General features: G+C 72.0%; 11 protein-coding genes. 8 read left to right on the top strand and 3 right to left on the bottom strand.

From position 1 onward, the window contains the following. Positions 1-77: 77 nt before the first annotated feature. Positions 78-1,097, bottom strand: a complete 1,020-nt coding sequence (locus Ani05nite_RS32680; protein ID WP_203774768.1) for a LacI family DNA-binding transcriptional regulator — start codon at positions 1,095-1,097, stop codon at positions 78-80. A gap of 305 nt (positions 1,098-1,402) precedes the next feature. On the opposite strand from Ani05nite_RS32680, the gene Ani05nite_RS32675 reads away from it, so the two are divergent. The 5 genes from Ani05nite_RS32675 (at position 1,403) to Ani05nite_RS32655 (ending at position 7,607) form a co-directional block, all read left to right on the top strand. Further along, complete coding sequence (locus tag Ani05nite_RS32675) at positions 1,403-2,689, top strand: ABC transporter substrate-binding protein (protein ID WP_203774767.1); 1,287 nt, start codon at positions 1,403-1,405, stop codon at positions 2,687-2,689. Between the two features lie 90 nt (positions 2,690-2,779). After that, the gene (locus tag Ani05nite_RS32670) at positions 2,780-3,748 is read left to right on the top strand and encodes a carbohydrate ABC transporter permease (RefSeq protein WP_239130867.1); all 969 of its coding nucleotides are present in this window, start codon (positions 2,780-2,782) and stop codon (positions 3,746-3,748) included. Then, entirely contained in the window at positions 3,745-4,641 is an 897-nt protein-coding gene (locus tag Ani05nite_RS32665) for a carbohydrate ABC transporter permease (protein WP_203774765.1), read from the top strand. Before Ani05nite_RS32670 ends, Ani05nite_RS32665 begins: the two co-directional genes overlap by 4 nt. A 23-nt stretch (positions 4,642-4,664) precedes the next feature. Beyond that, positions 4,665-7,067 carry a glycoside hydrolase family 2 protein gene (locus Ani05nite_RS32660; protein WP_203774764.1) on the top strand — a complete coding sequence of 801 codons (2,403 nt, stop codon included), beginning with the start codon at positions 4,665-4,667 and terminating at the stop codon, positions 7,065-7,067. 69 nt (positions 7,068-7,136) lie between these two features. After that, on the top strand, positions 7,137-7,607 hold the full coding sequence (locus tag Ani05nite_RS32655; protein ID WP_203774763.1) for a hypothetical protein: 471 nt from the start codon (positions 7,137-7,139) through the stop codon (positions 7,605-7,607). An 8-nt stretch (positions 7,608-7,615) separates the two neighbouring features. Here Ani05nite_RS32655 and Ani05nite_RS32650 read toward each other — a convergent pair whose 3' ends face one another. Next, positions 7,616-9,004 (bottom strand): methionine--tRNA ligase, encoded by a 1,389-nt coding sequence (locus Ani05nite_RS32650; protein WP_203774762.1) that lies wholly within the window; start codon positions 9,002-9,004, stop codon positions 7,616-7,618. Between the two features lie 287 nt (positions 9,005-9,291). Between Ani05nite_RS32650 and Ani05nite_RS32645 the strand changes: the two genes are divergently transcribed. The 3 genes from Ani05nite_RS32645 (at position 9,292) to Ani05nite_RS32635 (ending at position 13,280) form a co-directional block, all read left to right on the top strand. Further along, the gene (locus tag Ani05nite_RS32645) at positions 9,292-9,675 is read left to right on the top strand and encodes a hypothetical protein (protein ID WP_203774760.1); all 384 of its coding nucleotides are present in this window, start codon (positions 9,292-9,294) and stop codon (positions 9,673-9,675) included. A 3-nt stretch (positions 9,676-9,678) separates the two neighbouring features. After that, positions 9,679-12,498, top strand: coding sequence for a CHAT domain-containing protein (locus Ani05nite_RS32640; RefSeq protein WP_203774758.1), 2,820 nt, complete (start codon positions 9,679-9,681; stop codon positions 12,496-12,498). 95 nt (positions 12,499-12,593) lie between these two features. Next, entirely contained in the window at positions 12,594-13,280 is a 687-nt protein-coding gene (locus tag Ani05nite_RS32635; protein WP_203774756.1) for an aggregation-promoting factor C-terminal-like domain-containing protein, read from the top strand. 105 nt (positions 13,281-13,385) lie between these two features. Here the strand turns inward: Ani05nite_RS32635 and ilvD are convergent, their stop codons facing one another. Further along, a complete protein-coding gene (gene ilvD / locus Ani05nite_RS32630) occupies positions 13,386-15,233 on the bottom strand; it encodes a dihydroxy-acid dehydratase (RefSeq protein ID WP_203774753.1) in 1,848 nt (615 codons plus the stop codon). Between the last annotated feature and the right edge of the window lie 53 nt (positions 15,234-15,286).

The raw sequence follows: 15,286 nt of genomic DNA, 5'->3' as shown, positions 1-15,286 counted from the left end.
TGGAGTCCGGGGCGGACACAAGAGGCATACATTGTCGGTCTTGGATCTGGGCCGATCGAGATTCCAGCGGCAAGGAATCACGAGTCGCGCGGTGGCGCTGTGCTTCCCCGCGGGGTGAGGTGGGCAGTGCCCTCCTCCACGTCCTTGACCGGCTCGCCCGCGATCGCCGCCAGCAGCTGCCGGGCGGCGTGCGCCCCGTACGCCGCGATGTCCCGGGTCAGCGCCGTCAGCGGCGGGTGCACCAGGGAGCACAGCGGGGAGTCGTCCCACGCCACGATCGACAGGTCGCCGGGCACGGACAGGCCCATCTCCTGCGCCACCGACAGCCCCGCCACGGCCATCACGTCGTTGTCGTAGATGATCGCCGTCGGGCGTTCCGCGTTGATCAGCAGGCGGCGGGTCGCCCGGCCGCCTTCCTCGCCGGTGTAGTCCGAGGGCACCGTCACCGCTTCGCTCAGCCCGAGGGACGCGCAGACCTCGGTGAACGCCCGCGTCCGGGTCTGGGTGTGCAGCAGGTCGGGCAGGCCGCCGACCCGGGCGATGCGCCGGTGCCCGAGCGCCATCAGGTAGCCGACCGCTTCCGTGATGGCCCCCGCGTCGTCCGACCAGAGCTGGGGCAGCTGGCCGGTGTCGCCGGGGCCGCCGATCACCACGGCCGGTAGCTGGAGCTCGTTGAGCACCGGGATGCGGATGTCGTTCTCCCGCAGGTCGGTGACGAAGACGCCGTCCACCCGGCGCTCGCCCCACCAGCGGCGGTAGACGTCGGTCTCGGTCTGCGGGGTGGCCACCACCTGCAGCGTGAGCGCGTACGACCGGGCGGCCAGCTCCTGCTCGAAGCCGCTGATCAGGCCCATGAAGAACGGTTCGATGCTCAGTATGCGGGCGGGCCGGCACAGGGTCAGCCCGACCGCCCGGGCGCTGGCGCCGGAGAGGGCCCGGGCCGCGCTGTTGGGGTTGAAGCCGATCTCCTGGGCGATGGCGACGATGCGCTGACGGGTCGCCTCGGAGACGCCCGGTTGCCCGTTCAGCGCATAGGACACCGCGCCTTTGGACACGCCGGCCCGGCGCGCGATGTCGGCGATCGTGGGCCGCTTCACTCGGTGTCGCCTCTCTCTGCACAGGTCATCGCGGGTGGAGCGCTCTCACGCTACCTCGCCCCACCAGGCTGCTGGTCAGCGCTGTGGACTTGATCGGTTAAGTGTTGCAGACCACATGCAAAAGCGTAACCCTCCGGAAGCATGGTGGGCGTTCTGCCCCACTTTACAGGCGCTTACAGCGGTTGGTAACCGCCCATGTCACGAACATGAAACACGGTCTTGACAGCAGGTGAGCCGCGTCATACGGTCGCGTCACTTATCCGGTTCAGTAAATTCACACAGCACTTTCCCTGGGTGGAGGAGTAATGGAACGGTTCGCCAAGCGGGGCGTGGCGCTGATCGCCGCCGGCCTTGCCGGAAGCCTGGTCCTTGCCGGCTGCAGTGGCCAGGACCTGGAGGGTGGCAGCGACAAGGCCGCCGAAGGTCAGGTCACCCTGAAGGTCAACTTCTGGGGTGACATGGGCCTCGACAAGCTCAAGGCCGCGTACGAGAAGGACCACCCGAACGTCAAGATCGTGCTCAACTCGGGCGAGTACAACGCTCAGCACGAGGACCTGCAGAAGAAGCTGGTCGCCGGCAGCGGCGCCCCCGACATCTCCGCGGTCGACGAGGGCTTCATCGTCCAGTTCCGCGGGCAGAGCGACAAGTTCGTCAACCTGCTCGACAAGGGCGCGGCGAGCTACGAGTCGAAGTACCTGCCGTGGAAGTGGCAGCAGTCGATGTCCACCGACAAGAAGACCCAGATCGGTCTCGGCACCGACGTCGGTGGCCTGGCCATGTGCTACCGCTCGGACCTGTTCAAGAAGGCCGGCCTGCCCACCGACCGCGAGTCGGTGTCGAAGCTGTGGACCACCTGGGACGACTTCATCAAGGTCGGCCAGCAGTACGTGTCCAAGACGGGCAAGAAGTTCGTCGACTCGGGCACCAACATGTTCAACCCGGTGCTCGCCCAGCAGCCGCAGGGCTTCTACGACGAGTCCGAGCAGCTGCAGATGGACGGCGGCCCCAAGGTCGCGTTCGACGTCGCGATGAAGACCATCGACGCCGGGCTCTCGGCCAACCTCGCCAGCTTCCAGCCCAACTGGGACCAGGGCTTCAAGAAGGACCAGTTCGCCGTGCTGGCCTGCCCGGCGTGGATGCTCGGCCACATCCAGGACACCGCGCCCGAGCAGAAGGGCAAGTGGGACATCGCCACGATCCCCGGCGGCGGCGGTAACTGGGGCGGTTCCTGGTGGACCATCCCGAAGCAGGGCAAGAACACCGACGAGGCGTACAAGTTCGTCGAGTGGATGGTCCAGCCGGCGCAGCAGATCGAGGTCTTCAAGACCGTCGGCAACCTGCCGTCGCAGCCCGCGCTCTACAAGGACCCCGCGGTGCTGGACTACAAGAAGGAGTTCATGAGCAACGCGCCCACCGGGCAGATCTTCGCCGCCACGGCGGAGGGCCTCAAGCCGCAGTACCTCGGCAAGAAGAACGGCCCGACCCGGGTCGCGGTGGAGAACGTGATCACCCGCGTGCAGCAGGGCTCGCTCAAGTCGAGCGCGGCCTGGCCCGAGGCGGTCAAGGCGGCCCAGAAGGCAGCCACTTCTTAACGCGCAACGACGGCGGGGCGGCCCGGGTGGCCGCCCCGCTGCTCCCTGGAAGGAGTGGCCGTGTCTCTCACCCGTAGCGCGCCGCCGGCCGTGAACCCCGAACCGGCGCATCGCCGCGCCCCCGACGCGGGGCCCAAGTCCCGCAACTGGCTCCACCGTTTCGACAACAAGCGCGTCCCGTACCTGTTGATCTCGCCGTTCTTCCTGCTCTTCGCGATCTTCGGGCTGTTCCCGATCGTCTTCAACGGCGTGGTCGCCCTGCGCAACTGGCGGCTCGACGACCCCACCCTGACCGGCTGGGCGGGCCTGGCCAACTTCGAGAAGCTGATCCACGACGACGCGTTCTGGAACGCGCTGTTCAACACGTTCGGCATCTTCATCCTGGCCACCGTGCCGCAGCTGCTCATCGCGCTGATGGTGGCCAACCTGCTCAACCGCAAGCTGCGGGCCACCAGCTGGTGGCGGGTCGGCGTGCTGCTGCCGTACGTGACGCCGGTGGCCGCGTCGACGCTGGTCTTCGCCGTCTTCTTCTCGCGCGACAACGGCATGGCCAACTGGCTGCTGTCGCTGGTCGGGTTCGGCCAGGACGCGCCGCTGGACTGGCGCGCGCAGAAGTGGAGCGCCTGGCTGGCCATTGCCACGATGGTCAACTGGAAGTGGATCGGCTACAACGCGCTGCTCTACCTGTCGGCGATGCAGTCCATCCCGAAGGACGTCTACGAGGCGGCGGCGGTCGACGGCGCCGGGCCGTGGCGGCAGTTGTGGCGCATCACCGTGCCGATGATCCAGCCGGTCCTGGTCTTCACGGTCGTCCTGTCCACCATCGGTGGCCTGCAACTCTTCAACGAGCCGATGCTCTTCGAGGAGAACCCGGCGGCCGCCTCGGGCGGCTCGAACGGCCAGTGGCAGACCATCGCCCAGCTGATCTACAAGGTCGGCTGGAAGGACCTCAACCTCGGGTACGCGGCCGCCATGTCCTGGGCGCTGTTCCTGATCATCCTCATCGTCGCGGCCCTGAACGCCCTGGCCACGAACCGTCTCGGAGGAGGCCGCCGATGACCGCCGTCGCACCGCCCGCCAAGCCGCTCAAGCCCCGCCGGCGCGCCGAGATCGGCCGCGCGCCCCAGGACACCCGCGGCACCTGGCGCACGTACATCGCGCTGGTCGCCGTGCTCGCCCTGTCGGCGTTCCCGCTGTACTGGATGTTCGTCATCGCGACCAGCACCGACGAGGCGGTCTCGCAGATCCCGCCGTCGGTGGTCCCCGGCGGCGAGTTCGTCAACAACCTGCGCGAGGTCTTCACGCTGCAGCAGGTGTACTTCGCCGCGTCGCTGATCAACAGCTTCATCGTGGCGATCGTCGTGACGGCCTCGACGCTGTTCTTCTGCTCGCTGGCCGGCTTCGCGTTCGCCAAGCTGCGCTTCCCGGGCCGGGACAAGCTCATGGTCGTGGTGATCCTGACCCTCACCGTGCCCAATCAGCTCGGCATCGTCGCGCTCTACATCCTGATGGGCAAGCTCGGCTGGAACGGCACCCTGCTGTCGGTCATCGCGCCGTTCCTGGTCAGCGCGTTCGGCGTCTTCTACATGCGGCAGTTCATCATGCACTCGGTGCCGGACGAGCTGGTCGAGTCGGCCCGGATGGACGGCGCGCTGACCATGCGGGTGTACTGGAGCATCGTGCTGCCGGCCATCCGGCCCGCGCTCGCGGTGCTCGGCCTGCTGACGTTCGTGGCCACCTGGAACGAGTTCCAGTGGCCGCTGATCCAGCTCAACGGCACCGAGTTCCCCACCTCGATGGTGGCGCTGTCCGACCTCGCCAGCGGCAACTACGTGATCTACCGGCGGGTGCTCGCGGGCGCGTTCGCCGCCACGATCCCGCTGTTGGTCCTGCTGGTTCTGGGCGGCCGCCAGATCGTTCGAGGGATCATGGAAGGCGCCGTCAAGTCCTGACGGACTCAAGTTCAGGGAGTGCTGTGACCTCGTACCGACCCCTGCACGACGGGTGGGCACTCAGCGGCGGCGACGTGGACAGCGTCGCCGCCACCGTGCCCGGCTGTGTGCACACCGACCTGCTCGCCGCGGGCCTGATCGACGACCCCTACCTCGACGAGAACGAGCAGAAGCTCGCCTGGATCGGGCGGACCGACTGGGTCTACGAGACCGTGTTCTCCCATGAGCCGGGCGCCGACCGCACGGACCTGGTCTGCGCCGGGCTCGACACCGTCGCCACGGTCGTGCTCAACGGCGTCGAGCTGGGCCGCACCGCCAACCAGCACCGCGGCTACCGCTTCGACGTGCGTGCGGTGCTGCGGGCCGGCGAGAACCAGCTGCGCATCCACTTCGCGTCGGCGTACAGCTATGCCGAGGCGCAGCGGGACCGGCTCGGCGACCGGCCGAACGCCTATCCCGAGCCGTTCAACTTCATCCGCAAGTCGGCCTGCAACTTCGGCTGGGACTGGGGACCGACGCTGGTCACCGCCGGCATCTGGCAGGAGATCGGCCTGCAGAGCTGGTCGGTGGCCCGGCTGGCCGAGGTCCGCCCGCAGGTGACCGTGGCCGGCGACACCGGCTCGGTCGAGGTGCGCGTGCGCCTCGACCGGGCGGCCGCCGGGCCGGTCACCCTGGTCGCGACCGTGGCCGGCGAGCGCGTGGAGACCACCACCGAGGGCGACGAGGCCGTGCTCTCGCTCACCGTGCGCGATCCCGAGCTCTGGTGGCCCGCGGGGTACGGCGCCCAGCCGCGCTACGACGTCGACGTGACCCTGTCCGGGCCGGACGGGGAACTGGACAGCTGGCGCCGCAAGGTGGGTTTCCGCAGTGTGCGCGTCGACACCACCGCGGACGCCGACGGCAGCGCGTTCACGCTGCTGGTCAACGACGTCCCGGTGTTCGTACGGGGCGTCAACTGGATCCCGGACGACGTGTTCGCCAACCGGGTCACCCGCGAGCGGCTGGCCGCCCGGTTCGCCCAGGCGCTCGGCGCGAACGTCAACTACCTGCGGGTCTGGGGCGGCGGCCGGTACGAGTCGGAGGACTTCTACGACCTCGCCGACGAGCTCGGTCTCATGGTCGGGCAGGACTTCCTGTTCGCCTGCGCGGCGTACCCGGAGGAGGAGCCGTTCGCCACCGAGCTGGCGGCGGAGGCCCGCGAGCAGGTGGTGCGGCTCGCCTCGCACCCCAGCCTGATGATGTGGACCGGCAACAACGAGAACATCTGGGGTCACGAGGACTGGGACTGGAAGGCGGCGCTGGGCGACAAGTCGTGGGGCGCCGGCTACTACTTCGAGCTGCTGCCGCGCATCGTCGCCGCGGAGGACCCGAGCCGGCCGTACTGGCCGGGCAGCCCGTACTCGGGCCGCGACGACAAGCACCCGAACGATCCGGCCTACGGCACCATGCACATCTGGGACGTCTGGAACACCGACGACTACACCATGTACCGGGAGTACCGGCCGCGGTTCGTCGCCGAGTTCGGCTACCAGGCGCCCCCGGCGTACGCGACCCTGCGCCGGGCCCTCAGCGACGACCCGCTGACGCACGACTCGCCGGGGATGCGGGCGCACCAGAAGGCGCAGGACGGCGACGCCAAGCTGCAGCGCGGCCTCGACGCCCACCTGCCGGCGCCCCGCGACTTCGACGACTGGCACTACCTGACGCAGCTCAACCAGGCCCGGGCGCTGTCGCTGGGCATCGAGCACTTCCGGTCGCTGCGCCCGCTGTGCATGGGCGCGATCATGTGGCAGCTCAACGACTGCTGGCCGGTCACGTCGTGGGCGGCGGTGGACGGCGACGGGCGCCGGAAGCCGCTCTGGTACGCCCTGCGCCGCTCGTTCGCCCCGCGGTTGCTGACCGTGCAGCCGCGCGACGGCGGGCTGGCGCTGGTCGCGGTCAACGACTCCGGTGAGCCGTGGCCGGTGTCGGCGGCCGTGTCCCGCCGTACCCTGTCCGGTCTCGTGCTGGCCGAGGTGACGCTCGACGCGACCGTCGCGCCCGGCTCGGCCACGACGCTGCCGCTGCCCGCGGAGGTCGCCACGGCGGCCGACCCGACGCAGGAGGTGCTGGTCGCCACCGCGCCGGAGCAGCGCGCCTGGTGGTTCTTCGCCGAGGACAAGGACATCGCCTGGCCGCCGGCGAAGTTCGACGCCGTCTTCGAGGCGGTGGGCGCGGACGCGCGGGTGCAGATCACCGCGCACCACATCCTGCGCGACCTGACGCTGTCGCCGGACCGCCTCGATCCGGCGGCCGAGACGGACGACTCCGGGGTGACGCTGCTGCCCGGCGAGTCGGCGACGTTCATCGTCCGCGGCGGCGCCGGGCTGGAGCCGACGGCCCTGTCCACCCGTCCGGTGCTGCGCTGCGTCAACGATCTGGCCTGAGCTCCGCCGGCCCGGGTCTGCTTCAATGCAGCCCGGGCCGCGCGTGGCGGCCGGACCGAGGAGGTTCCGATGGGCTACTCCGGGCACGTTCTCATCGCCCGCGGCGAGCGGCCGCTCAGTGAGTCCGGGGTGCTCGCCCCGGTGCAGGTTCTGCACGAGAGCGGGTACGCCGGCGGCTGGCAGCGGGCGCAGCTCGACGGCGACCTGCCCGGCGCCCTCGATGCGCTGCTGGCCCAGACCGGGGCGCCGGCGCTGGTGGCGTACATCATGGACAGTGACCTGGCGGACGTGTCGGCGGCGAGCCCGGGCGGGGTCCGCTGGCGGGCCTATCTGCATCAGGAGACGGCCGAGGACTACGGCGCCCCGGCGTTGCCGCAGAGCACCGACGAGGTCGTCACGCAGGCGCTGGCCTGGGCGGCCGAGGCGGGCCTGGCGCCCGACCGGGAGGCGGTACGCGCCGCGCTGCTGGCCGGCCACACCTTCGCCGAGGAGACGCTCGACGAGCTGGTCGAGGCGCTGGGGATCGGGCCGGCCGAGTAGCCCCGGCCTCACCCGGACAGCCGGGGGAAGACCGGGCGCGGCGGCCCGTCGCCACGCAGCTGCGCCCGTAGCCGGTCGGCGCCCGAGGGCAGGAACGGCCGCAGCTCGCCGGCCAGCACCTGGCAGATCCCCAGGGCCTCGGCCAGCACCGGCCCGGGCTCGGCCAGCCGCCAGGGCCGGGTGGCGTCGAGGAGCCGGTTGCCGCGGTCGACCTCGGCCGCCAGGGCGGCGGTGGCGGCGCGGAAGTCGCCGGTGCGCAAGGCCGCGTCGATCCGGTGCGGCAGGCTCGACTCCACGGCGGCGGGCCGCACCGTACCCTGCCGGCGGGCCAGGGTCAGCGTGCGGTTGACCAGGTTGCCGACGCCGTTGGCGAGGTCCCGGTCGGCCCGGGCCACCAGCCGTCCGACGGTGAAGTCGGGGTCCGCGGCGGGCGCCGGCTCGCTCAGCAGCCACCAACGCAGCGCGTCCACGCCGTACCGGCCGGCCAGGGCGACCGGATCCACCGCGTTGCCCGCGCTCTTGGCGAGTTTCGCGCCGGCCACGGTCAGGTAGTCGTGCACCAGGATCGTGGTGGGCAGCGGCAGCCCGGCGGAGAGCAGCAGCGCCAGCCAGTGGACGGCGTGGAACCGGACGATGCCCTTGCCGATGACGTGCACCCGCTCGCCCGCTCCGAGCCACCAGGTCCGCAGGTCGTCGCCGTCGCCGAGGGCCGTGACGTAGTTGGCCAGGGCGTCCCACCACACGTAGACGACCTGGTCCGGGTCCCCCGGCACCGGAATGCCCCAGCCGTCGGCCCGGGCGGCGGGCCGGGAGACGCTGATGTCGCGCAGCCCGGACCGGACGAACGCCAGCACCTCGTTGCGCCGGGCCGGGGGCTCGACGCGGACCCGCCCGGACTCCAGCGCGTCCCGGATCGCCGCCTGGTAGCGGGAGAGCCGGAAGAACCAGTTGGTCTCCGCGACCCGTTCCGGCGCGGCCGGGTGCTCCTCACATCGGTCGCCGTCCAGGAACTGCTCGCAGCCCGCGCAGTACAGGCCCGTGTAGCCGTGCCGGTAGAAGTCCGGCGCCGAGCGGCGCCACAGCGCGGCGACGCCCCGGGCGTGCCGCGGATCGGAGCCGGTCCGGATGAAGTCGTCGAACGACAGCTCCAGCGGCTCCCGCAGCGCGGCGAAGCGGTCGGCGTTGGCCCGGACGAACGCGCCGACCTCGGCGCCCGCGGCCCGGGCGGCGGTGACGTTCTTGAGCGCGTTGTCGTCGGTCCCGGTGAGGAACCGGACGGGCTCGCCGCGCAACCGGCGATGCCGCGCGAGCACGTCCGCCTGCACCAGCTCGAGGGCGTGGCCCAGGTGGGGCGGCGCGTTGACGTACGGGATGGCGGTGGTGACGTAGAAGGTCATGCTCCCTCTTCCGCCCCGCCCCGAGCTGCCGTCCCCGCTCGTGGCGAGGACTTGCCCGGTGCTGAACTAGCGCACGCCGAACGGCCCCGCGTGGGGGCGCATCATCGACCGGCCGGACAGCTGCATGACGGTCATGCTCCCAGCGCCGCGCGAGCGGCAGCCAGTGATTTTCCGGGGGACACCCGTTGGCCGGTCCTCCGGGCGGGTGAGCGAAGTCGACTCCCGCTTGGTGGACATGTAACGCTGATCGGGCCACCGACCCGGTGGTCGACCAACGAGGAGCGCGGGTGTCAGGGGAAAGTCTCACCGTCGAGAGCAGGTCGCTGCCGCCGAGCCAGGTGGCCCGGCTGCTCACCGCCGGAAGCGCCGACCTGCCCGGCGTGACCTTCAGCGTGGCGGCCGGCCCGGGCCACCGCAGCATCGACCCCGGCGTGGCCGCCGCGGTCGTCTCGGGGGCGTTCGGGCTGCTGGGACCGTTCATGATCAAGCTGGCGGAGCGGCTGTTCGCCGCCGAGCCCGGGGCCGGACTGTCGCTCGACGGCGCGCCGGGCCACGCCACCGTCGTCCTGACCCCGGCGATGTCCACCGAGGACGCCGCGGAGCTGGTGGCGAAGGCCCTGGCGGCCGGGGCCCGCAACGTGCGGATCACCATCGAGGACGAGGCGACCTGAGCGGTGCTGCGCGGCAACCGGTGGCGGACGGAGCTGTCCGGCCTCGTCGACACCACCATCGCAGACCCCCGCCCCGGCGCCGCGCAGCTGTCCGCGGTCGCCGCGCACCTCGAGGTGGCCGACGTCCGGGACACCGGGCAGGCCGTCTTCGCGTTCGACGAGCTGTTTCGGCTCGCCGCACACCTGTCGGCAACCGCGGGCCCGGCTGCCGTCGAGGCGGCGCTCACGATCGCGGCGGAGCACGCGCTGCGCGCGTACCGGCGGACGGCCGACCCGGGACTGGTCCGCGGCCTCGCCCGCCGCCTGCACCGGCAGGGCATGGTGCGGTTGAGCCTGGCCCTGCTGCACCGCGGGGCCAGCCTCGATCTCGGGCCCGGCGCCGGTGCCGTCTCGGCCTCCCTGCTCTGGAACGCCCTCGGCGAGGCGCGGCGGAGCCTCGGTGACCTCTCCGACGCCGCGCCCGCCTACGCCAAGGCGCTGGCCGCGCTCGACGCGACACCCGGCCTGTACCGCGAGGAACGCTCGGTCGTCCTGAACAACCTCGGCCTGCTCCACCAGGCGCTGGGCGATCCCGCCGCGGCCAAGTCCTTCCTGGTCCGCTCGCTCGACGAGGGCGGCGATCTGATGGACCGGCACAGCCGGGCCACCACGCTGGACAATCTCGGCTCGGTGGAGGTGGCCCTGGCCGACCAGGCGGGTCCCTACCGGCTGAGCGACGAATACGTCAACGAGGGCGCCGGGCGGCACCTGCGAGCCGCCGAGGAGCTGTTCGACGAGGCCCAGCGCCTGTACGAGGCGGAGTTGCCCCGATCGCTGCCGGACTACGTCGTCTCGCTGCTCAACCACGTCGAAGCCGCGGAGCAGATGCGGCAGCCGGACCGGCTCGACCGGCTGACCGCGCGGGCCGCGCAGCTGGCCGCGGATCCGTCCGTGCCGCCGGAGACGCGTTTCCTCGCCGTGGTGACCCGCGGTCGCACACTGTTCGATCAAGGCCACCCGGCCGAGGCGGTCCGGGTGCTGTGGCCGTGCCTGGCGGAGCTGGCGCCGGCGCTCGACCTCAAGGAGCTGCTGCCGGAGGGATTCAACGTCCTGATGGAGGCCGCCGGCGCCGCCGGCCACCGGCAGCTCGCCGAGCAGGCGGCCGCAGCCGTGGTGGGCTACGACGACACGCTGCTGCCGTGGCGGCTGGCGGTGGCCTCCGAGCGGCAGGCGCGGCATCTGTTCGGCGCGTTCCGGTACCGGACGGAGACCGTCCTGGGTCACTGTCTGCCGTCCGCGCCGGCGGGGGAGGCGCCACCGTGGTTGTACGAGCTGGTCCTGCGGCGCAAGGGCGTCCTCGCCGAGCGGCAGGGTTCCGCCTGGCTGCGGGCCCGTGACACCGGGAGCGTCGACACCGCGCTGCTGGATGCCGTACGGGACCTGCGGCGGCAGATCGCCGAGCTGGACGTCGGCGGCGTCGACGGCGTGAGCATCCAGGCCGCCCGCCACCGCCTCAGGGAGGCCGAGCGCCGCCTGGACGAGGCGGAGACCCGCCTGTACCGGGCGATCGGCAGCGCGGCTCCGCCCGCCGGCCGGATCGTCCTGCCGGATCTGCAGAACCGCCTCGGCCCGGACACCGCGCTGGTCGACATCACCACGATGCGCCGCCCCGGTGGCTCCCACCGGTACGTCGCGTTCCTGGTCCGCGGTCACGGCCCGGTCCGCTTCCACGAGCTGGGCGAGGTCGGCGAGGTGGACGACCGGTTGCAGGACCTGGCCGACGCGCTCGCCACCCTCCCCGACGGCCCGCGCAGCCTGCCGGAGCCACCGGCGCTGTTCCCGCCCGGCGTCGCTCTGCCCGCCCGCGTCGTCATCTCCGGGACGGGCCTGTGGGGGATGGCCCCGTGGTGCGTGGTGCGTGGTCCCGGCGGACGACCGCTCATCGACGGGCACACCGTGTCCTCGGTGCCCAGTGCCCGCAGCCTGCTGGCGGTGACGCCACCGCCCACCGCGGCCGGGCCCGCGGTCGTGGTCGGCGACCCGGACTTCGACCTGGACTACGACCGTCAGGTCCCTTTCCTGCTCCGCTGGAGCGTGGACCGGCTGGAGCACACCGCCACCGAGGCCACCGAGGTAGCCGCGCGGCTGGGGGTGCAGCCGTTGCTGCGAGGTGACGCCACCCGGGCCGCGGTCCTGAACGTGCGGCGGCCCCGGGTGCTGCACCTCGCGTCGCACGGTGTCTTCCTCGACGCCATCAACAGCCTCGACGAGCAGCGTGAGCCCCGCGAGTACGTCATGCGGACCGCCGGGGGCGCGGTGGTCACCGAGGAGCGCGTCTGGGGTTCGCCGGACGCCGGCCCGACGGCGGACCAGCGGGCGCTGCACCGCCGGCGGGTGCAGTGGCTGCACGAGGTCGGGCCGGCCGCGCCGGTGTCCCGGTCCGCCCTGGTGTTCGCCGGGTGCAACGCGTGGCTCGCCGGCCTCGGCACCGGCCCGGAGGTCGGTACCGGGCTGCTGACCGCCGGGGAGTTCGCGTTGCTCGATCTGCACGGCACCGCGCTGGTCGTCCTGTCGGCGTGCACCACCGGCACCGGCGCGGTCGACTACTCCGACGGCAGCATGCTGACCCTGCGGACCGCGGCACTCGCCGCCGGGGCAGCGTGCTGCCTGTCCAGCCTGTGGGAGGTCGACGACGCCGCGACCGCGACCATGATGTCCGCCTTCTACCGGCACGTCGCCGCGGGCAGCAGCCCCGCCCAGGCGCTGCGGACGGCCCAGTTGGCGATGCGTGCGAACCGGCCCGACCCGTACTACTGGGCCGGCTGGGTCGTCGAGGGCAGCTGAGCCGCCGTCCAGATCGGAGCGTCGGGTCGCCGGTTTGACAATCGGGCGGGATGTGGTTGTCTGTGCCGCGTCATCGACCCGACGGAGGGGTGTGCGTGGATCGGCTCTGGCGCCGGATCGGGATCCGGGTCCTCGCGGTGGCGCTGCTGGCGGGCGGCCTCGTCGGCGGCGTGCAGCTCGGCCGGCAGCAGGCGGAGCGGGCGCCCGGCGCGCCGGCCGACCTCGTCGCGGTCGACGCCGCGGAGGTGCGGCTGCTCAAGGAGCGGCACGGCCGGCAGGCGGCGGCTCGCGCGCACCAGCGCGTGGCCGAGCACGCCGCCGCGGCCAAGGCTGCCGCCGCGGCGAAGGCCACCGCCGGCCGGGCCCGCACCCTGGATCGCAAGATGGCCGAGAAGAAGGCCGCGGCGAAGCGGAAGGCCGAGGCGGAGAAGAACGGCACCGTGGCCTTCGCCGGCCCCATCCCCTCCTCCTGCCAGGAGTTCAGCGGCAACCGGGCCATCGGGTGCGCGCTGATGCTCGCCGCGGGCTTCGGCCTGGACCAGTTCCCCTGCCTCAACAAGCTGTGGAACAAGGAGAGCGGCTGGAACCACCGGGCCGTGAACCGCGGCTCCGGGGCTTACGGGATCCCGCAGGCGTACCCGGGCAACAAGATGAGCTCGGCCGGGTCGGACTGGAAGAACAACCCGGCCACCCAGATCAAGTGGGGTCTCGGCTACATCAAGGGCCGGTACAAGACCCCGTGCGGCGCCTGGGCCCGGTCCGAGAGCACCGGCTCCTACTGACGCTTCAGCCCGGCGGCCGACCGGCCGGCCGGCCGGGCACGGAGCTACGTGCGTGGCGGCCGGCCGGCCGGTGGTGCGGCTGCTGACGCGGGCCCGCGTGCGGGATTATTCGGGAACCTTGCGGTACGCGCCGTCGCTGGCGCTGGTCGCCATCGAGGCGTAGGCGCGCAGCGCCGCCGAGACCGGGCGCTGCCGGTCCGCCGGCGTGTACGGCTTGGGCCGGCTCTCCTGGGCGTGCCGGCGCCGGGCCAGCTCCTCGTCCGACACGTTGAGCGTGATGGTCCGGCCGGGGATGTCGATGAGGATCTCGTCGCCGGTCTCGACCAGGGCGATCAGCCCGCCCGAGGCCGCCTCCGGGGAGACGTGCCCGATGGACAGGCCCGAGGTGCCGCCGGAGAACCGGCCGTCGGTGATCAGCGCGCAGGCCTTGCCCAGGCCGCGGCCCTTGAGGAAGCTCGTCGGATAGAGCATCTCCTGCATGCCCGGGCCGCCGCGCGGGCCCTCGTAGCGGATGATCACCACGTCCCCGGCCGCGACCTGCTTGCCCAGGATGCCCTCGACCGCCGCGTCCTGGCTCTCGAAGACCCGGGCCGGGCCGCTGAACTTCCACAGCTCCTCGGCCACGCCGGCGGTCTTGACCACGCAGCCCTCCGGCGCGAGGTTGCCGAAGAGGATGGCCAGCCCGCCGTCGACCGTGTAGGCGTGCTCGACCGACCGGATGCAGCCGCCGGCCGCGTCGGTGTCGAGCGTGGCCCACCGGTTGGTGGTGGAGAAGGGCTGGGTGGTGCGCACCCCGCCCGGGGCGGCGTGGAACAGCTCCAGGGCCTGCTCGCTGGCGTCGCCGCTGCGGATGTCCCAGGTGCGCAGCCAGCTCTCCAGGTCAGGGGAGTGCACCGAGCGCACGTTCGGCCGCAGCGCGCCGCCGCGGTTGAGCTCGCCGAGCAGCGCGGGGATGCCGCCGGCGCGGTGCACGTCCTCCATGTGGTACTTCGGGCTGTTCGGGGCGACCTTCGACAGGCAGGGCACCCGGCGCGACACCGCGTCGATGTCGGCCACGCTGAAGTCCAGCTCGGCCTCGCGGGCGGCGGCCAGCAGGTGCAGCACGGTGTTGGTCGAGCCGCCCATCGCCACGTCCAGGGCGACGGCGTTCTCGAAGGCGTCCCGGCTCGCGATCGAGCGCGGCAGCACCGACTCGTCGTCGTGCTCGTAGTACTGCTTGGCGATGTCGACGATCAGCTCGCCGGCCCGCTCGAACAGCGCCTTGCGGGCGGCGTGGGTGGCCAGCGTCGAGCCGTTGCCCGGCAGGGCCAGGCCGATCGCCTCGGTCAGGCAGTTCATCGAGTTGGCGGTGAACATGCCGGAGCAGGACCCGCAGGTCGGGCAGGCGGAACGTTCGATGGCGCCGAGCTGTTCGTCGGTGACGCTCTCGTTCGCGCTGGCGCTCATCGCGTCGACCAGGTCGAGCTTCTCGTGCACCACGCCCTCGATGGCGACGGTCTTGCCGGCCTCCATCGGGCCGCCGGAGACGAACACCGTGGGGATGTTCAGCCGCAGCGCCGCGATCAGCATGCCCGGGGTGATCTTGTCGCAGTTCGAGATGCAGACCAGGGCGTCGGCGCAGTGCGCGTTCACCATGTACTCCACCGCGTCGGCGATCAGCTCGCGGCTGGGCAGCGAGTAGAGCATGCCGCCGTGGCCCATGGCGATGCCGTCGTCCACCGCGATCGTGTTGAACTCGCGGCCGATGCCGCCGGCGGCGAACACGGCGTCGGCCACCAGACCGCCCATGTCCTTCAGATGCACGTGACCGGGCACGAACTGGGTGAAGCTGTTGGCAATGGCGACGATCGGCTTGCCGAAATCGTCGTCGGTCATGCCGGTGGCGCGCCACAGGGCGCGCGCGCCGGCCATCGTCCGACCGTGGGTCGAGGTCCGGGAGCGCAGCTCAGGCATGGCTCCATACTGCCACCGCCGGTAAGGACCGCGGGTGCGCCGGCGACCCGGGT

It is taken from the genome of Actinoplanes nipponensis (assembly GCF_016862275.1).
Classification (GTDB): domain Bacteria; phylum Actinomycetota; class Actinomycetes; order Mycobacteriales; family Micromonosporaceae; genus Actinoplanes; species Actinoplanes nipponensis.
This window is presented reverse-complemented; position numbering and strand designations above follow the sequence as displayed.